The organism is Mesorhizobium sp. PL10, from assembly GCF_053714315.1.
Genome location: NZ_JBSKBR010000011.1, coordinates 183,149 through 201,246 on the forward strand (window position 1 = coordinate 183,149; position 18,098 = coordinate 201,246).

The window sequence follows — 18,098 nt, forward strand, 5'->3', positions numbered from 1 at the left end:
GAACGGCTTTCAGCTCACGTTGTGACATTCGGATGCAATTCAACTCTTTCATATTTCAAATCGACATGATTGGATACGTTTCGACATTTTTTTATAAATCTGCCAACGGCACGCCCAGCCGAGTGGCTGCGTGACCCGTTAAAGGAAGGGCAAAAAATGAGTGATGCTCAGCCAGGCGCCACTACGACCTCTGGCGCGAAACCGGCGGCGTACCGTGCGCTCTTCGAGGAGTTCACGATCAAGAACCTAACGCTTAAGAACAGAATAATGAGTACCTCGCACGCCCCGGCATATGCCGAGCACGGGATGCCCACGGAGCGGTACCAGAGATACCACGAAGAGAAAGCAAAGGGCGGACTGGCGTTGACGATGTTCGGCGGCGCTTCCGCAATTGCTCCAGACTCTCCGCCTTCGTTCGGTCAGCTATACGTCGGAAGCGACCAGATCATACCCCATTTTACGCGGTTCTCGGAACGAATTCATAGGCACGACACCGCTTTGATGTGCCAGTTGAGCCATGTGGGTCGCCGCACACATGCAAACCGGGATGGCTGGCTGCCTGCATTGTCTGCGTCGAACTTGAAAGAGCCGGCTCACGGTTCTTTTCCAAAGGCAATGGAGGCTGGGGATTTCAAAAGGGTGGCGACATCGTACGCGGACGCGGCATCACGATGTCAGCAAGGAGGCTTGGATGGGTGCGAACTCCTCATCGCGGGCCATCTAATTGGCCAATTTTGGTCGCCCTTGGTGAACCAAAGGACCGACGCGTACGGGGGATCGCTGGAGAACCGACTCCGCTTCGGTTTCGAGGTATTGAGCACGATTAGGGACCGCGTTGGCCCCGATTTCATTGTCGGAATCCGCTACACTGCGGACGAAATGTTGGAGGGTGGGATTGGCCTTGACGAGGGGATCGAGATCGCCCGCCTCCATGAGAAATCCGGGTTGGTCGATTTCCTCAACATCAACGGCTCAAACAACTGGACCAATGCAGGCGTCGCCTCAACAGTCCCAGGCATGGCCTATCCAAGCTCGACTTATGCAAACATTGCTCGAGATGTGCGCAAGGCTGTGCGCCTGCCGCTGCTCCATGCCACCCGCATCACCGACTTTGCGACCGCGGACGCGATCATTAAGGATGGAATCGTTGATATGGTCGGGATGACCCGAGCCCATATCGCGGATCCTCACCTCGTCGAGAAATATCGGACGGGTCGTGAAGCCGAAATCCGCCCGTGTGTTGGCGCGAGTTATTGCATCGATCGTATTTACAAGGGCGGAGATGCACTGTGCGTGCACAACGTCGCGACAGGACGAGAGTCGTTCATCCCGCACAAGATTGCCCGGACCAGTGGTGCGAAACGAAAGGTCGTCGTCGTTGGAGGTGGTCCCGGGGGGATGGAAGCCGCAAGGGTCGCAGCCGAACGGGGGCACGATGTAACCCTTTTCGAGGCAGCCGATGAATTGGGAGGTCAGGTTATTTTGGCTTCTCAACTCGAATGGCGCCGCGATTTGATCGGCATTACTCGATGGCTGGCAGATCGGCTTCAGGCGCTCGATGTCGACATCCGTTACAATAGCTATGCCGAAGCCGACGACATTGCTTCGTTAAACCCCGAGGTCGTCATCGTTGCTACTGGCGGATTGCCCAACATGGCTCTCGTTGAAGGGGGAGAACTGGCCGTAAGCAGCTGGGAAATCCTGGATCGCTCAGTAAAGCCAGCCGATAACGTTCTGGTCTATGACGACAATGGTGGTCACGCGGGCCCCGTCGCAGCCCAGTATCTGGCCGCGGCGGGGAGCCAGGTTGAATTGGTCACCCCGGATGTCGAGGTAGGGCATCAGATTGGAACGACGAATGCCATCGTTCATCGCAAATATCTTTACAGCCAGGGGGTCGTCCTTGCTCCCGACCGGCGCGTGACGAAGGTCGAACGGCGAGGCAACGCTCTTGAGGTTACGATACGCAACGAATACTCGAATTTGATAGAGAAAAGGAGCGTCGAGCAAGTCGTGATCGAGTGCGGTACAATTCCGAACGACGGCATCTATTTCGATCTTGTAGAACGATCTGTGAACCGAGGTGTGTACGATCTCACTGCTTTTGCGGCGGGACGGCTGCTGACAGAATATGTAAATCCCCAAGGGGAGTTCGAACTGTATCGTTTGGGGGACGCTGTAGCCAGCAGAGACATCCATGCCGCAATGTACGATGCCGTTCGTATATGCAAGGACCTATGAAATAGGATTGTCAGTGGCGCGGCACGAGGCTGTCGCCGTCAGCAAACCAGCCGAGGAGTTGTCCACTTGGCGCGGTTTTTCTAAACCTGATCGAAAGTTGGCTGCGTATCTGCAGTGGACGCCAAGGGGGCCCACCGCATTTACGGCAAGACAATCTCGGCTCAATCGACAGATGGGACCCAACCCCTCAAGACAGAGGGGGCATCCAATGAGAATGCTGACCATGTTGGCTTGAAGGCCATCGCCTAGATGCAGCGACTTCACCGCATCCTGAATATTCGCTGCTTCATGATTGAAAGGCCTGCGCTCGGAGGGGCGTCCCTGATGCCATGGCGCCGTTTGACGGGGCCAGAAGGTGCATTAGACTTCCGAGCCGGACCTCTTGGAAGCAAGCCGGCGTTCAATTTGCCGGTTGAACGCCGGCGAGAGTTATCAGGCCGGCAAGGCGCCGGACTTCTTCGCCGTCCAGGTGGCGATGTAGTCCATCAGGCCGGGATTGAGGCAGTCATAGGGCTCGAGCCCGATCGATTTCAGCTGGGCGCGGATACCGTCCATGCGCTTCGGGTCGACACCGGATTCGATGATCGAGGAGACGAAGGCGGTGAAGCCGGGCGGCGACCAGCCGTCCTCCTCGAAGCGCTCGGGATGGATGAAGGACAGGCCCTTGAACGGATGGTCGCGCTCGACCGGGCCGTGCATGTGGACGCCGCAGCCGGTGCAGGCATGGCGCTGGATCAGCGCGGCCGGGTCGACCACTTTCAGCTTGTCGCCGTTTTCCGTGACGGTGACGTCGCCAGTGCCAGCGACAGCGACGACCGAGAACACGGCGCCCTCAGGCTTCCAGCATTTGGTGCAGCCGCAGGCATGGTTGTGGGCGATCTGGCCCTTGACCTTCACCTTCACCGGTTTGCTGGTGCAGGCGCAGACCAGCGTGCCGCCGGAGAAGCTCGCGCTTTCCTTCGGCAGCCCATTGTCGATTTTTGGATGCAGTTTTTCCGGCATTCCTACTTCCTCCCATGTTTGACCACAGAGTCGCGGGCGTTTCGGCCTGCGGCCCAGTGGGTTTCCTCAGTAAACCACCACACTCCTGATCGACTTGCCCTCGTGCATGAGATCAAAACCCTTGTTGATGTCCTCCAGCTTCAGCGTGTGGGTGATCATCGGGTCGATCTGGATCTTGCCGTCCATGTACCAGTCGACGATCCTCGGCACGTCGGTGCGGCCGCGCGCGCCGCCGAAGGCGGTGCCCATCCAGGTCCGCCCGGTGACCAGTTGGAAAGGCCTCGTCGATATCTCCTGGCCGGCACCGGCGACGCCGATGATGACCGACTTGCCCCAACCGCGATGCGAGGCTTCCAGCGCCTGGCGCATCACCTTGGTGTTGCCGGTGCAGTCGAATGTGTAGTCGGCGCCGCCGATCTGGTCGGCGCCACGCTTGGTCATGTTGACCAGGTAAGGCACGATGTCGCCGTCGATCTCCTTCGGATTGACGAAATGCGTCATGCCGAACTTCTCGCCCCAGGCCTTCTTGTCGTTGTTCAGGTCAACACCGATGACCATGTCGGCGCCGGCAAGCTTCAGGCCCTGGATGACGTTGAGGCCGATGCCGCCGAGGCCGAAAACGACGGCGGTCGCGCCTTGCTCGACCTTGGCGGTGTTGATGACCGCACCGATGCCGGTGGTGACACCGCAGCCGATATAGCAGATCTTGTCGAAGGGGGCGTCGGGATTGACCTTGGCCAGGGCGATCTCGGGCAGCACGGTGAAGTTGGAGAAGGTCGAGCAGCCCATGTAGTGGAAGATCTTGTCCTTGCCGATCGAGAAGCGCGACGAGCCATCCGGCATCAAGCCTTGCCCCTGCGTGGCGCGGATCGCGGTGCACAAATTGGTCTTCCTCGACAGGCAGGACGGGCACTGCCGGCATTCGGGCGTATAGAGCGGGATGACGTGGTCGCCCTTCTTGACCGAGGTGACGCCCTTGCCGACATCGATGACGACGCCGGCGCCCTCATGGCCGAGGATCGCCGGAAACAGGCCTTCCGGATCTGCGCCCGACAGCGTGAACTCGTCGGTGTGGCAGATGCCGGTCGCCTTGATCTCGACCAGCACTTCGCCATCGCGCGGTCCTTCGAGGTCGACCTCCATGATCTCCAGCGGCTTTCCGGCGGCGACAGCGACTGCGGCACGGGTTTTCATGAGGCACTTCCTCCCAAGTACGCACCTCCTGACCCCGGGCTCGGCAATCGGTTGGAGGAGTATGCGGTGAAATGCGGTGTCTAGACCATGCCCAGCCGAATTGCCTCAACGGCCGGCCCCCGACGGGTAGAATGCCGTAGGTTGTCCCCGTTTCAGCGTGCAAATCTTGTATAAACATCTCTTGGATAGTATGCAATCGTGAGTTTCCGGTAGCGGCCTTATTGGTGATCGTTAGAAAAATCCCCGAGCGCGAAACCCTGCCCGTTTTTGACGGGTCGTCCGCGGGTTCCGGAGCCTGACTTGCCGCCGCTATGTTCTTGGCAAGCCCGACCAGGCGCAGAACCGCACGCTTTGGATTCGATCCGAGCCAGACACCCTGAATTTGCTGACGCTGTTTTCACCGCTGAGCGGGGCCTCCGCAGGGCTCTATCTGTGGCGACTGGCCGCAGCGTTCAATCCAAACTGGAACGCGCCGGCCCTGTATTTGCCGTGTGACCGAATGGCGTTGCCCGGGCACGAGCAATGGATCGTGGAGCATCCCGAATTGCTCTGGAAGCCCGCCCGCGGAATTGTTCATTATATGGAGATCATCCATGAGCTTTTGGCTTCGTTCGCTTATTTCGAGCCTGTTCAGCCAGCCGCCTGATCTCTCGATCCCGGTCGATCTGTGGCTCGAACTTCTTCACGGACTGCGGGCGCGTGGCGGCAACCATCGGGAAAGCGGCGCCTTCCTTCTGGGGCCGAATACCGCGAACCGCAGGATCACATCTGTCGTGTTCTACGACGAGATCGATCCTCACGCGTTCGATACCGGCATGATCGAGATCGACGGCGGCTCGATGGCGGATTTGTGGAACATCTGCCGTGAACGTGGCGAGGTTGTCGTGGCCGACGTTCACAACCATCCCGGCAGTGCCGGGCAAGGCGAATCTGATCGGCTGCACCCGATGATCGCCGAGCCGGGTCACATTACGATGATCCTGCCTCGCGTTGCCGCCGAGCCGATCAGCTTCGAGGAGATTGGGCTCTATGGCTACCTGGGCCATTTTCGTTGGACCGCACTCAAACGGTCGCTTCTGCGGCCCACACAGCGCATTGAAGGGACGATCCATGGCTAAAGATATCATTGACACCCAATAGGCCCGCCAAGCTGTTCATGTACCGGGGCACGGTCGCTACCGCGGAGGAAGCCGGGCAGCGGTTGCATTCTTTCCGGATGCATCTTTTCATCGACGAGAGAGCAGCCTCGAGCCCGACCCATCAGGCGGCGCTGCTCACCGCTCTCAATTGCGCTCGCCGCACCTTTCTTGGCGGCGTTACGGTGTCGGGCGTCCTGGACGCGCCTTTAACGGTGCCGGTCGTTGCCGGTGCGACCCTGGCTGACGCGGGAGGACACCTTCAGGGCATCGTTGTCGAGAACATCCCGCAAGGCGTTCCGCTTGTCAGCACGGAACTCCGCCGGCGATCGATCGCGCGGGTTTGCTATTAGAACAACATTCGAAGGCTGGCGAGCCGGCCTAGTGCCCTTCGACGCCCCTGCCCTCCCCGACTGTGCCGAGTTTGCTCCCGCTGGCGTGCTTGCTGGAGCGCTGGCCGTGTCGGAAGTCTTCGCTCATTTCGATGGCGGTCTGATGACATGCTACAGATCGATCGGGGATTTATGAAAGATGCTTGAAAGGGCCTAACCCACGATCCCTGGTGACGCTTGTAGCTAGGGTCAGGACCCTTTAATTTGTTGAGTTGAAGGTTGAGCGCCACCTCGCGCGCAGAGTGGCAGACGTGGCAAAGGGCTTAGCCGCACCCAGCGCCACGCTTTTGGAATGCATGGGATCGTGGCTCGAATGCGAACCACAATTGCGGCCGACTCCACCGCCCGGTTCCTGGTCTCCAAACTCACTCTAAAGTGGAAGCGGCAACTCGTGGGCGGAACGAGCTTCGCCACGTGCGAGATGGGTCCTGCTGTCGCGAATATCATCGGCGATCTTTTCGGCCATCATGTAAGTGGTTGCTGACAGGTTCCCGTTGACGATTTGCGGCATGATTGCAGCACACACGACTCGGAGACCTTGAAGCCCATGCACCTTGCCGTTGCCATCTACCACTCCGTCGGCGGGCCTCACGGCCATGCGACAGGAACCTGCGGCATGGTAGCCTGTCCCTACAGAACGGCGCACCCAGGCGAGAATATCGGCATCAGTCTGCGCCTCCGCGCCGGGGCCGATCTCCTGTCCACGCACCGCATTCCAGGCCTGCTGCGCAAACAGGTCGCGCGCAAGACGGACCGCCTGCACCATGTCGCGACAATCGTCTTCCTTGGAGAGGTAGTTGAAGATGATTTCCGGCGCTGCGGACGGATCGGCCGAGCGCAGCCGCACATGGCCCCTGCTCTTCGGGCGCGAGAGTTCGACCCACTGCTGATAGCCCGGAATTGCTTCGAGCTGGTGGCCCACAAGCCGGCGCGCGAGGGGCAGGAATTCGAACCGTAGATCAGGATAGTCGACATCGTCACGGCTCTTGATGAAAGCTCCTGTTTCAAAGAAACTGGAAGTGCCAAGACCTCGGCGGAACAGTAGCCATTCAAGCCCCAGCCGCGCTCGGCCAACCAGGCCAAGCTCCGATACGAGAGAATCCTCGTGGCGGCAGATGTGCTGCACATTGACGCCGGGGTGATTTTCCAAATTCCGCCCGACATTGGGCTGATCCAGTAGCACCGGCAGTCCAAGCGCACGCAGTTCATCCGCCGGACCGACGCCCGAGAGCAGCAGCAGCTTTGCCGCGCCGACAGTGCCGCTCGCTACGAGAACCTCACGCCCGGCGTATATCTTTTCTCCGGTGGCCAACTCCACTCCAGTTGCACGATCGCCCTCAAACAGGATGCGCCGCACAACAACGCCTCTACGCAAAGCAAGATTGGGACGATGTAGATTGGGATGCAGGTAGGCCTGCGCCGCGTTGCAACGGTGGCCGTCGCCGACCATTTGCTGAGCGATATGCACACCTTCCTGATCGCCGGAGTTGTGATCTGCGGGACGGCGGTGTCCCGCCTGCTCACAGGCCTGAACAAAGAGGTCGTAAAGTTTGTGGCGCGCCTCGGCGCGTCTTATCTTGAGGGGCCCGGAGCCTCCACGGGTGTCGTTCGCACCCTCGGCAAAGGTTTCCATGCGTTTGAAATAAGGCAGCACGTCCCGCCAGCCCCAGCCGGCCAACCCCAGCGCTGCCCAACTGTCGAAGTCATGCGGATTACCGCGGTTAAAAATCATGGCGTTGATCGAGGTAGATCCGCCCAGCACGCGGCCCCGCTTTTCGTCGATCATCCGACCGTCAAGATGCGGCTCCGGCCCGGCCTCTTCGCCCCAGCCCAATCGCTTGTCTTGATACGTGAAGGGCACGGCTGCGGGCATCGAAATAATGAACCGCCGATCCGTTCCGCCCGCTTCAAGCAGGAGGACATTCGTACCTCCATCCTCGCTGAGGCGCGCGCAAAGAACACAACCTGCCGGCCCCGCTCCGATGATGATGTAGTCGGGATTGGTCATGTCAATGCCCTAGGATTTGCCAACATTACCAACGCGTGGTTTCTCGTGAACCGACTCGACTCGTTCGCTCAATCGCTGGATGATTGATTGACCATTGTCGGCTCGTCTGCCCGCCCAGACCTGTGGCCGTCAATCAGCAGTTCAATCGCGTTAGACCACATTCAGAGTCCTCTGATCGAGCGGTGAACCCTACCGGACGCGGCCGATATGAAAGCACGGTGGAGCGGTGCCCGTCGCCATTGCACAATATATGCAATACTATGTGATTGTATGCAATAAATTTATGGTTTTGGCGCCAAGCGCGCCCATTCTGTTGGTCTGCCAGGCGTAGATAAATGCCGTTGGCGAATGGCTGAACCAGCTCCTTGTCGATCTTAGCGAACCGCTTCGTAAGCTATTGACGGATAACGGTTATTTTAGTCGCGGAGGGTGTGGGACTGCGAAGGAAAATCAATGGTTTGGCGGATGGTTAGCCAACCCATATCCTTCGCATGATCTCGTATGGTCTGGCGAACCTAAGGACAAGGAGGAGGAATAGTTTTCAATGCAAGGTGTGTCTCTGCCTTATCCCACAAAAAAGAGACGATAAAGGCCTGTTGAGCAAGGGTATGGGCACGGCTGGTTTGGGGCCGTTACCGGACCGTCGGCTTGGATCCAAAAGAGCTGCAAGCTGCCGTTCGGCTGTGCTTCGCCATGCGCCCGGTTTTCTTGTTCGAAATGGGCTACGCCGCAGCCGATCTTCGAAGTTCAGTCGCAGTCGCGTCGTCATATAGCTCAGCGCGCGGTCCGTTGAGACGCGTAGAGGATAATCGAGGAGAGAGGAACCGCGCTCTCTCCCCAGAGTCCTCACGGACGGACACGAATGACGGTCTTCCCCGCCCGCCGCTCGCTCGAGTTGAAGGTGGCGATGGCGTTTTCGAGGGACGAGACCTTGCCGATGTTGGTGCGCAGCCGTCCGTCCCGGACTCGCTGAATTATCTCGGATAATTGGGCGCGATCCGCTTCGACGACGAAGTCGATTGTCAGGCCATCTGCTGGCCTCACTTGAGTAGGCCCGACGACGGTCACCAGCGTTCCTCCGGCCCGGACCAGCGCTGCGGACCGCTTCTGAATGTCACCGCCGATGACATCGAATACCAGATCGACGCCGCCGACGTCCTCCAGGGTATCGTTCCTGAGGTCGACGAATTCATTTGCACCGAAGTCGAGCGCCTTTTGGCGGTCGGCGGCGCGTCCGGTGCCGATGACATAGGCGCCGGCTTCCCGCGCAAGCTGCGTCACGACCGAACCGACGGCGCCGGCCGCGCCATGGGCCAGCACGCTCTGTCCTGCCTGAAAGCGGCCGTGCTGAAACAGGCCCTGCCATGCGGTCAAGCCCGAGATCGGCAGACTCGCGCCCACAGCGAAGTCGACGTCGCCGGGCAATGGCGCAAGATTGCGTGCTTCCATGGCGACGTACTCAGCAAGTGTGCCGTCGCGATGCCAGTCCGACAAGCCGAACACCCGCTGACCGATTGACAGCCCCGTGGTGCCGTAGCCAAGCGCGGTGACCACACCGGCCAGTTCATGGCCGAGGATCGATGGCGTCCGGTCACGAAAAGCCCGATCGGCCCAGGTCGAAGGCCACTCCAGCTCGGTGTTGACGAATCCCGCGGCGTGAACCTGAACGACGACGTCGTTTATCGCTGCCCGTGGTTCGGGCCGCTCCACCAGCTTCATTCCGGCCGTTCCCGCAGTCTGGTCCGTTACAACGATTGCTTTCATGGGAATTGTCTCCTCAGTGATTTGTTGGTTCGAGGTAAATTGCAGGTGTGAAAGGGTCTTTTCGATCTCTCACGCAGTTGGCTACCGGCTCGACGCCTTCCGCGACGAACTGGATGTTGAATTGCTGTGTGATGCCGACGAGACTGCTGCTCGGGTTCCTCGGAGTTACCGCGCCGCGAACCCAGAAGCGGATCGCTATTGGCGAGCGAACCTGGGTGGTTCAAGCACCGGCAGCGGCCGAGGGGTGAACTCGGCCGCCGCCACGTTAGCAAAGGCTCTTAGGGGTGCGCCGACTTCAGCGCGCGCTCCCCGCTTTCGGGCGCGTTAAGCACGAAGGTGACGAGGAGAACCGCAGCACCGTTCGCCCAGTAGTACCAGGCGTCCAGCCCCTGCAGGCCGAGCACGAAGGGCACGGCGACGAAAGTAATGCCGACGAGGCGGTCAACCGCGACATGCAGCCTATACGGCAGCACTCGGACTACACCGGTCTTGTGATTGGTGAACAGGGTCAGAATGAGGGCGGCGACGCCGGTTGCGACCGACACCCAAAGCGCCAGCGGATTGGCATGGCCGAGTCCGAGCAGGAACGGCGTTGCCATCAGGCTCAGCGCGACGGGATAGTCGAGGAAGGCGTGAACGGTCTTTGTGACGAAACGAATATTCATGAGACTCTCCGGTTGATCAGGGATTGGGGACTTGCACACCGCTCATATGGAAGACTATGGGTGACGCTTGGTGCCAATAATTTTGCTGATCGTCCCGATGGACCCCTTCGCTGCCCTGTTCGCCCACGTAACGCCGACGGCCCGGACGTTCTTCACCGGGAACCTGTGCCACACGTTGCAGTTCACTGGTGTGGGCCATTTGCACCTCTTCAAGGCAGGCGCGCTCACGGTCACCCAGGACGGACAAGCCGATCTCGAACTCGTTGAGCCGGCCCTTCTGTTTTTGCCGCGCGGGCGGACCCACAGTTTCGCAGTTGATCCCGAGCGCGGAGCCGACCTCGTATGCGCGACCGTCGAACTCGGGGGTGCGGAGGGCAACCCGATTGGCCAGGGCCTGCCTGAATGTGTGGTCCTGCCGCTCGCTGCTCATCCGGCGCTGGGCCCGGTTTGTGATCTGCTGGTCGGCGAAGCCTTCTCCGAAGCTGGTGGCCGCCAGGCGGCGCTCGACCGGCTGTTCGACTATCTCCTGATCCTAATCGTGCGTCACGTCGTTGAGAGCGGCGCCATTTCGACCGGCGTGCTCGCCGGGCTCGCCGACCCACGCCTGGCCAAGGCGCTGACCGCAATGCACGAGGCGCCGAAGAAGCCTTGGAAGCTCGAGGATCTGGCCGACGTTGCGGGCATGTCACGCACGCGGTTCGCCGATCATTTTCGGACGCTGGTCGGGCTGACGCCCATTCAGTACCTGACGGTCTGGCGCATGACGATCGCGCGCCAGCTTCTCGGCAAGGGCAAACCGGTCAAGAGTGTCGCGGCGCAGGTCGGCTACGACAGCGCGGCCGCCTTCTCGCGCGTGTTCAGTCGGGTGACCGGGCAGCCGCCGCGCGAGTTCGACGCGCTCCGGGATGGATCTCGCTAATCGATGAATTCGGCACTAAGCCTCCGTACAATCAATGGCATGCTTATGGGAGCTTTGCGGATGAGAATTGAAAATAATTGTTCCGCGCCGCGGATGTCCGATCTGGGGCATTTTCGACGGTTTGATCGGCGATTGTCGGCAGGCTGATGTCCGCTTCGGGCCGAAGAAGCGGACAGTCCGGTATCTGCGGGGGCGCCCGACAACTCGCCGCCCCACGCGTCGTCGCCAGTGTGGGGCATTGAACGTGCCTCGCAAAGATCCCGCACCGTCGCCATTGCATCGAGACCACCACGCGAGTCACCTTCATCCGGAAGCCGTCGCATACTCCCTTCCAATCGCACGGATCACAGTGGAAAGGTCCTTCGTGTTTTCGTCGAGATACACGGCATGGTGTAGTTGATTGCGGATGGCCTTGATCTCTTCGAACGTATTGCAAGGCTGTTCCAGGATAAACGGCACGTCGAGGCATTCGCGACTGAGCCGCAGCGTGTCGCGAGTCGTCAGGGACCGGTTCGCGCACTCTTGACGCAGTCACTGCGACGCTCGGTTTTGGAATGTTTGGAGCCCAGGATGGTTCGCCGATATTATGACCTGCCCTCCCTGACAGCTCTCGCCGTCTTCGAAGCATCCGCGAGGCACTTGTCGTTCAAACTGGCGGCGGGAGAGCTGAATGTGACTCCCGGGGCGGTCAGCAGGCAGGTCAAGGCGGTCGAGGACGAACTTGGCGTTAAGCTGTTTGTAAGGCTAGGCTCAGGGGTGATGCTGACGAGTGCCGGCGAGGACCTCTATGGCGTCCTTGCGAGCGGCTTTTCGCGCGCAGCCGAAATTGTCCGCACCGTCAAGCGCGGCGACCGCTCCAAGAACGTCACGCTCGCCTGTTCTGACGCCTTTGCTACAATGTGGCTGATACCGCGTATGCCCGATTTCTGGACTCGCCACGGCGAGATTGCAGTCGATCATCTGATTTCCGACAATCCGCGTGACTATCGAAGGGGCGAGGTAGAGTTGCGCATCCGATACGGGTTCGGCTCCTGGCCTGACGAGAATGCCGAGCTCCTTTTCAGCGAAACCATCTATCCGGTCTGCGGCGCGGAGTTTGCCAAAGTGCATCAAGACGCGACGGCAGAATCCTTGCCGGATCTTCCTTTGCTGCATGTTGACTGGGTTGATCCAAACTGGGCGGGCTGGGACGAGGTGTTGCGTCGTGCAACCGTCCCCACGGTCCGACCCGCGGCCGCCGATTCGGCAAATTCTTTGTAGCCATGCAGGCGACTCAAGCCGACCACGGCGTCGCCGTGGGCTGGCATCGCCTCGTGACGTCTCAGATCGAGGAAGGCAAACTTGTCAGGCTAACCGAACTCGAACTTCCGGCGCCAGGCAGCTACTATCTCACCTGGAACGATAACCGCACGCTTTCGCCCGCTGCCGAAATCCTGCGAAGCTGGATACGAGAAATCGCTGTGCAGGAACGAGACAGCTAGAGTTCTTCCACCCCGAAGCGCTCGTCTTGCTCGCCGAACTTGGCGTCTTCGTCGTCTCCCTGTCTTAGGCACGATCAGGTAGATGCCAGACCCATCAGGATCGGATGGTCCGAGCCGCCCGCGCCGGTGACGCCAGATTATTATAAGTAATCCAACATCAATATTATTGCAGTTGAGGAGGCCGGAACGAATGGGCCAAGGTCGGCCCGTCTCTCACCATCAAACAAGGTGTTCAATGTCCATAGATCTCGTTGCCCGACTGGACGACAAGTTGCGTGCGAAGCGCGAAAGCTTTGACAAGATCCCGGTGGTCGATATCGCGCCCCTTCTCGATGGCAGCAACAAGCAGGCGGTGGCCAAGCAGATACGTTGGGCGCTGTCGAACACTGGCTTCCTATACGTCAAGAACCATGGCATCCCCCATGAGTTCGTCGACTCCGTGTTCGATGTGAGTCGCCGGTTTTTCGATTTGCCCATGCCGCAGAAAATGGAACTGCACGTAAGCAAATCGGATGTAGCGCTGCGCGGATACATCGAGCCATTCGGGGAAAACACCGATCCAGGCAAGACGAAAGACCTCAAAGAATGCTTTGACATCGGCCCTGAGCGCTCGACCCTGGAAGGTCCGTTTTTTGGTTCCAACCAGTGGCCCTCAACCCTGCCCGAGTTTTCCGAGCTGACATACGCATACCATCAGAAAATGGTCATCCTCTCGAAAACATTGTTGAAGGGCATCGCGCTCAGCCTGGACTTGCAGGAAAATCATTTCGAGAAACTGATGCGCAACCCGATCAGTATCCAGCGCCTTCTCCACTATCCTCCACAAGGTGGCTATGTCGGGGAAGACATCATCGGTATCGGTGCGCACACGGACTATGGCAATCTGACCATCCTGGCACAGGACGACGTCGGCGGTCTGCAGGTCATGAATCGCGACGGCAACTGGGTAGAGGGGACACCCATCCACGGCACCTTCGTCATCAACATTGGCGATCTGATCCAGCGACTCACCAATGATGTCTATCTCGCGAACATGCATCGCGTGGTCAACACCACTGGGCGGGAGCGCTATTCGATCCCGTTCTTTATCGATGCTGATTTCGATGCAATCATCGAACCGCTGGCGTCCTGCGTCACGGATGGCAACCCGCGTCGCTATAAGCCGGTGACTTGTGGCGAGCACAAATTCGGGCGTTTCGCAGCAAGTTACGCCCACTTGGCGAAGGTATAGCGAGCGCGGTGATGTGAAGCCGCCCGAAGAAGTCAGCGAGCAAGAGAGCAGCGGTTCAAGAGCTTTTGGCGAGCCAGCTCGCAAAAAGCCGCGCTTTCGAACCTGCCCTGGGATGGATTTTCAAATAAAATGCCCTAGGTGAGGGAATGTTGTCGGGCACGAGTGTGACCAGCCGGCCCTGTTCCATCAGGCTTTTAACCAACCCATCCCAGCCCAAGACCGCCCCGATATCATCCTGAGCGGCTTGAAGGGCAATCATGTAGTTGTTCACGCTAAACCTGCGGCCTTTTGGGATGGTGTGTCCAAGTGCTTGAAACCACTCCGGCCAGTTCGTCCAGTCGGTCTCCTCGTTGTTCATATGAATCAAAGGCGCCATGAGCAGATCCTCAACTCGGCCAATGCCGTGCTCGGCGGCGAATTTTGGAGTTCCAAGCGCGACAATGCGATCCTGAAAGAGTTTGTGACACTCCTCAGGACTTTCCTGCGCATCTCCGTATTGAATACTTAGATCACAGCGGATCGCTGTTGCGGGCACATCGCTGACGATCTGCGACACGGTGACGGTGGGATGGCTTTTCCAGAAGGCTGAGATCTTCGGTGTAAGCCATAGCGAGCTGACGGCCGTCGTTGTTCGGATGGTCACGTCAGCGGTTTCCGGGCGATCGCGCATGTGAGTGACGGCGTCGGAAATCGTCTCAAGCCCGCGCTGCACGGCAACGAACAAGAACGCCCCTTTCTCAGTCAATTCGACACCGCGGCTCATGCGCAGGAACAGGCTGCATCCCAAGTCACCCTCGAGCGCCTTGATTTGGTGGCTGATAGCCGCCGGTGTCACGTTCAATTCCTGAGCGGCGTTCTTGAAACTCGCATTTCGGGCGGCCGCCTCGAAGCAGATGAGAGCTGTCACCGAGGAGAGATCGTATGGTCTTGGCATCAAAGCCTCTTCGGGCCCGCTCTTCGGCTCATGGATGGCACGCGGCGTGCGAGACATTAGCTGAACTAAATCGAGCTGAAAATTACTGCTATTGCGCAAAAGGCGTCCAGGCAAGAAAATTTCATTTCAAATATGCCGCCATCTATGGAATTTCCGCATGAACGCCTCCTCGCCGTCCATCCAAGCGTTGTTAGCGCGCCGCGTCCCGGGCTATGCCCTTGAGCAGCCGTTTTACACATCGCCGGCGATTTACCAGCTCGATCTCGAGCACATCTTCTACAAGGAGTGGCTCTTCGCGGTTCCGGGGGGCCAACTCGCCAAGACGGGCAGCTACGTCACACTGCGCGTTGGCGCCTACGAGGTGATCATCGTCCGAGGCCGCGACGGCGAAATCCGCGCCTTTCACAATTCCTGCCGTCATCGCGGGTCGCTGATCTGCAAGGCTCGCGAAGGCCAGGTGGCCAAGCTCGTTTGCTCCTATCACCAGTGGACCTATGAACTCGATGGCAAGCTGCTCTGGGCAAATGACATGGGCCCCGATTTCGATGCGTCGAAACATGGTCTGAAGCCCGTCAATCTTCGCAATATCGACGGCCTGATCTATGTTTGCCTGTCAGATACCCCACCTGATTTCGATGTGTTCGCCGGGTTGGCGCGACCCTATCTCGAAATCCATGACCTCAAAGATTCCAAGGTGGCGTTCACCTCCACCATCATCGAAAAGGCCAACTGGAAGCTCGTGTGGGAGAACAACCGCGAATGTTACCATTGCAGCAGCAACCATCCGGCGCTGTGCCGCTCGTTTCCGCTCGATCCGGAGGTCGCTGGCGTTCAGGCCGATGGCAGGGTATCGGCGAAGCTCCAGGCGCATTTCGACCGCTGCGCGGCCGCCGGTGCGCCGGCGCAATTCCAGCTCGGCGGACAGGGGCAATATCGCCTGGCGCGTATGCCGCTTCAGGAAACTGCCGTGAGCTACACGATGGACGGCAAACCCGCCGTTGCCAGGAAGCTTGGGCGGGTCGCGCTGCCCGACGCCGGCTCGCTCTTGGTGTTCCATTATCCCTCGACATGGAACCATTTCCTGCCAGATCATTCCCTGACTTTCCGGGTCTTGCCGATCAGCGCCACGGAAACCGAAGTTACTACCACCTGGCTTGTGCATAAGGACGCCGTCGAAGGCGTCGACTACGACCTCAAGCGCCTGACCGAGGTCTGGATGGCTACCAATGACGAAGACCGCGAGATCGTCGAAAACAACCAGTTGGGGATCTTCTCGCCGGCTTATGTCCCTGGCCCCTATTCGCCCGGGCAGGAGAGTGGCGTGACGCAGTTTGTCGATTGGTATGCGGCCCGGATCGAGCGCGCTCTCTCGCCGCTTCAAGTTGCAGCGGAATGACCCGATGAGCGCATTCAAAAGACTCAGCTTTTGGACTGACGCGGAAGAGCTGGAATGCGTCACCCGCACCCCGGAGGCGCCGAATGTCGTGACCTTCAGCTTTCAGAGCCCGTCCGGCACGCTGTTCAATCATGAACCGGGTCAGTTCGTCACACTTGAACTGCCTCTTCCTGGTGGGCCGGTCTATCGCACATATACCATCTCGTCTTCGCCTTCGCGTCCGACTGCCCTGACGGTCACGGTCAAGGCGCAGGAAGGGTCCGTCGGCACCAAGTGGATGCTCGACAATTTGCGCAAGGGCACGCACATCAAGGCGATAGGGCCGGCTGGGAAATTCTCAATCGTCCATCATCCGGTCGATAAATACCTCTTCATTTCGGCCGGTTCCGGCATCACGCCGATGGTCGCGATGACCACCTGGCTTTACGATTCCGGGCGCGAGCCGGACATTGTTTTCATCAACTGCGCGCGCCGCCCGTCCGACATCATTCTGCGCGACAGGATGGAACTCATGGCGTCGCGCATCGTCGGCATCGATCTCAAATGGGTCGTCGAAGAGGCCGATCCCTTCCGGGCCTGGACCGGCTACCGCGGGATGTTCAACCAGATCATGTTGGGCCTGATGGCGCAGGATTATCTCGAGCGCGAGGTGTTCTGCTGCGGGCCCGAACCCTTCATGCGGGCCGTGCGAGAGGCCCTTGCAGGTCTCGGCTACGATATGAGCCGCTATCACCAGGAAAGCTTCCAGGCAGACCCTCCAGATGCGGAAAATGTCCCCGAGGACGTCGTTCCGAATGAACGAAGCGTGGCCGAAATCCAGTTTGCCCTGTCTGGTATAGTTGCGAAGTGTACCGAGACGCATACGATCCTGGCTGCTGCGAAGGCCGCGGGTCTGGTGATCCCGTCGGGTTGCTCTATGGGGATTTGCGGAACCTGCAAGATCCGAAAGACCGAAGGTCAGGTTCATATGGTGCATAACGGCGGCATTACCGAGGAGGATATTGCCGAAGGTTATATTCTCGCCTGCTGCTCCAACCCGATCGGGCGCGTGAAGGTCGAGGCGTAGGCTGTAGCCTGGACACTCGATGAAGCTGTGCGGCAAGGTCGCCGCCGGTTGTGGGCAGGCTCAGTGATGAGTTTGATCCACCAACACCAGCCAGAAAGCGAACAATGGAGTATCCAGCGATCTCATGGCATGTTTGATGCCTGGCGGATTGTAGAATGATCCACCGGTGCCCGGCGAAAACCAATCGTTGTCGGCCTGCTTGAATTCGCCATGTGAAAGCACGAGGTAAGTCTCTTCCGGCGGATGATCGTGGTCGGGATACCGGACGTGAGGCGCCATCAAAGTGACGCCGAGCCACAGATCCTTTCTGTCCTCGATGCCGCCCGGACCAAGAATCATCGCGTTGGCATGACCGTCGCGAAAATTGCTGCTGGCAGGCAAGGCGGGGTTCGGTTTCTGCCGCCAGTCGAGCAACGGCTCGATCGCCTTGAAGCGTTCGACCAAATTGCGAAGTGTGGGCGGAATAACCTCTTCTGACAACGCCAAGCCAAGATAGGAACAGACTGGCAAACGGCTCCCGGCCCTGTTCCTTTCAGGCCCGGGAACTTCCGATTGGGCGAAGAACTGGATGATCGATCTGCGCGATCGCAGGTCGTGTGAGAACTGATCGAACGCCACGAACGCGGTGTCGACGAAATATTGCAATGCTTCACTTCTGATCATGGCCGA

At 59.2% G+C, this 18,098-nt stretch carries 17 protein-coding genes; 10 read left to right on the forward strand and 7 right to left on the reverse strand.

Going from position 1 to position 18,098, the window contains the following annotated elements; translation table 11 throughout:
• Positions 1–156 precede the first annotated feature (156 nt).
• Positions 157–2,241 (forward strand): oxidoreductase, encoded by a 2,085-nt coding sequence (locus tag ACWGTO_RS19445; protein WP_454576422.1) that lies wholly within the window; start codon positions 157–159, stop codon positions 2,239–2,241.
• Between the two features lie 432 nt (positions 2,242–2,673).
• On the opposite strand, the gene gfa is transcribed toward ACWGTO_RS19445, so the two are convergent.
• Together gfa and ACWGTO_RS19455 are read right to left on the reverse strand one after the other, a co-directional pair.
• Positions 2,674–3,243 (reverse strand): S-(hydroxymethyl)glutathione synthase, encoded by a 570-nt coding sequence (gfa, locus tag ACWGTO_RS19450; RefSeq protein WP_454576423.1) that lies wholly within the window; start codon positions 3,241–3,243, stop codon positions 2,674–2,676.
• Between the two features lie 66 nt (positions 3,244–3,309).
• Entirely contained in the window at positions 3,310–4,437 is a 1,128-nt protein-coding gene (locus tag ACWGTO_RS19455; protein ID WP_454576424.1) for an S-(hydroxymethyl)glutathione dehydrogenase/class III alcohol dehydrogenase, read from the reverse strand.
• 382 nt (positions 4,438–4,819) lie between these two features.
• Here ACWGTO_RS19455 and ACWGTO_RS19460 point away from each other — a divergent pair, with 382 nt between their 5' ends.
• The 3 genes from ACWGTO_RS19460 (at position 4,820) to ACWGTO_RS19470 (ending at position 5,926) form a co-directional block, all read left to right on the forward strand.
• The gene (locus ACWGTO_RS19460) at positions 4,820–5,083 is read left to right on the forward strand and encodes a DUF7665 family protein (protein WP_454576425.1); all 264 of its coding nucleotides are present in this window, start codon (positions 4,820–4,822) and stop codon (positions 5,081–5,083) included.
• Positions 5,031–5,555, forward strand: coding sequence for a hypothetical protein (locus tag ACWGTO_RS19465; protein ID WP_454576426.1), 525 nt, complete (start codon positions 5,031–5,033; stop codon positions 5,553–5,555). The genes ACWGTO_RS19460 and ACWGTO_RS19465 overlap by 53 nt, the downstream gene beginning before the upstream one ends.
• 98 nt (positions 5,556–5,653) lie before the next feature.
• Positions 5,654–5,926 (forward strand): hypothetical protein, encoded by a 273-nt coding sequence (locus ACWGTO_RS19470; protein ID WP_454576427.1) that lies wholly within the window; start codon positions 5,654–5,656, stop codon positions 5,924–5,926.
• A 409-nt stretch (positions 5,927–6,335) separates the two neighbouring features.
• Here the strand turns inward: ACWGTO_RS19470 and ACWGTO_RS19475 are convergent, their stop codons facing one another.
• The 3 genes from ACWGTO_RS19475 to ACWGTO_RS19485 form a co-directional block, all read right to left on the reverse strand.
• Positions 6,336–7,973: a choline dehydrogenase gene (locus ACWGTO_RS19475; RefSeq protein ID WP_454576428.1), complete on the reverse strand. Its 1,638-nt coding sequence runs from the start codon at positions 7,971–7,973 to the stop codon at positions 6,336–6,338.
• An 846-nt stretch (positions 7,974–8,819) separates the two neighbouring features.
• Positions 8,820–9,737: an NADP-dependent oxidoreductase gene (locus ACWGTO_RS19480; RefSeq protein WP_454576429.1), complete on the reverse strand. Its 918-nt coding sequence runs from the start codon at positions 9,735–9,737 to the stop codon at positions 8,820–8,822.
• Between the two features lie 278 nt (positions 9,738–10,015).
• Positions 10,016–10,402, reverse strand: a complete 387-nt coding sequence (locus ACWGTO_RS19485; RefSeq protein WP_454576430.1) for an SPW repeat domain-containing protein — start codon at positions 10,400–10,402, stop codon at positions 10,016–10,018.
• An 82-nt stretch (positions 10,403–10,484) separates the two neighbouring features.
• Between ACWGTO_RS19485 and ACWGTO_RS19490 the strand changes: the two genes are divergently transcribed.
• The 4 genes from ACWGTO_RS19490 to ACWGTO_RS19505 all read left to right on the forward strand — a co-directional run bounded on the left by ACWGTO_RS19490 (position 10,485) and on the right by ACWGTO_RS19505 (position 14,033).
• Positions 10,485–11,321: an AraC family transcriptional regulator gene (locus ACWGTO_RS19490; RefSeq protein ID WP_454576431.1), complete on the forward strand. Its 837-nt coding sequence runs from the start codon at positions 10,485–10,487 to the stop codon at positions 11,319–11,321.
• A gap of 639 nt (positions 11,322–11,960) precedes the next feature.
• Positions 11,961–12,581, forward strand: coding sequence for a LysR family transcriptional regulator (locus tag ACWGTO_RS19495; protein ID WP_454576432.1), 621 nt, complete (start codon positions 11,961–11,963; stop codon positions 12,579–12,581).
• 2 nt (positions 12,582–12,583) lie between these two features.
• Positions 12,584–12,802: a LysR substrate-binding domain-containing protein gene (locus tag ACWGTO_RS19500; protein ID WP_454576433.1), complete on the forward strand. Its 219-nt coding sequence runs from the start codon at positions 12,584–12,586 to the stop codon at positions 12,800–12,802.
• A 235-nt stretch (positions 12,803–13,037) separates the two neighbouring features.
• Positions 13,038–14,033: an isopenicillin N synthase family dioxygenase gene (locus tag ACWGTO_RS19505; RefSeq protein ID WP_454576434.1), complete on the forward strand. Its 996-nt coding sequence runs from the start codon at positions 13,038–13,040 to the stop codon at positions 14,031–14,033.
• Between the two features lie 55 nt (positions 14,034–14,088).
• Here ACWGTO_RS19505 and ACWGTO_RS19510 read toward each other — a convergent pair whose 3' ends face one another.
• The gene (locus ACWGTO_RS19510) at positions 14,089–14,967 is read right to left on the reverse strand and encodes a LysR family transcriptional regulator (RefSeq protein ID WP_454576495.1); all 879 of its coding nucleotides are present in this window, start codon (positions 14,965–14,967) and stop codon (positions 14,089–14,091) included.
• A 157-nt stretch (positions 14,968–15,124) separates the two neighbouring features.
• On the opposite strand from ACWGTO_RS19510, the gene ACWGTO_RS19515 reads away from it, so the two are divergent.
• The gene (locus ACWGTO_RS19515; protein WP_454576435.1) at positions 15,125–16,363 is read left to right on the forward strand and encodes an aromatic ring-hydroxylating oxygenase subunit alpha; all 1,239 of its coding nucleotides are present in this window, start codon (positions 15,125–15,127) and stop codon (positions 16,361–16,363) included.
• Between the two features lie 4 nt (positions 16,364–16,367).
• A complete protein-coding gene (locus tag ACWGTO_RS19520) occupies positions 16,368–17,429 on the forward strand; it encodes a 2Fe-2S iron-sulfur cluster-binding protein (protein ID WP_454576496.1) in 1,062 nt (353 codons plus the stop codon).
• A gap of 60 nt (positions 17,430–17,489) precedes the next feature.
• Here the strand turns inward: ACWGTO_RS19520 and ACWGTO_RS19525 are convergent, their stop codons facing one another.
• Entirely contained in the window at positions 17,490–18,092 is a 603-nt protein-coding gene (locus tag ACWGTO_RS19525; RefSeq protein WP_454576436.1) for a dimethylsulfoniopropionate lyase, read from the reverse strand.
• Between the last annotated feature and the right edge of the window lie 6 nt (positions 18,093–18,098).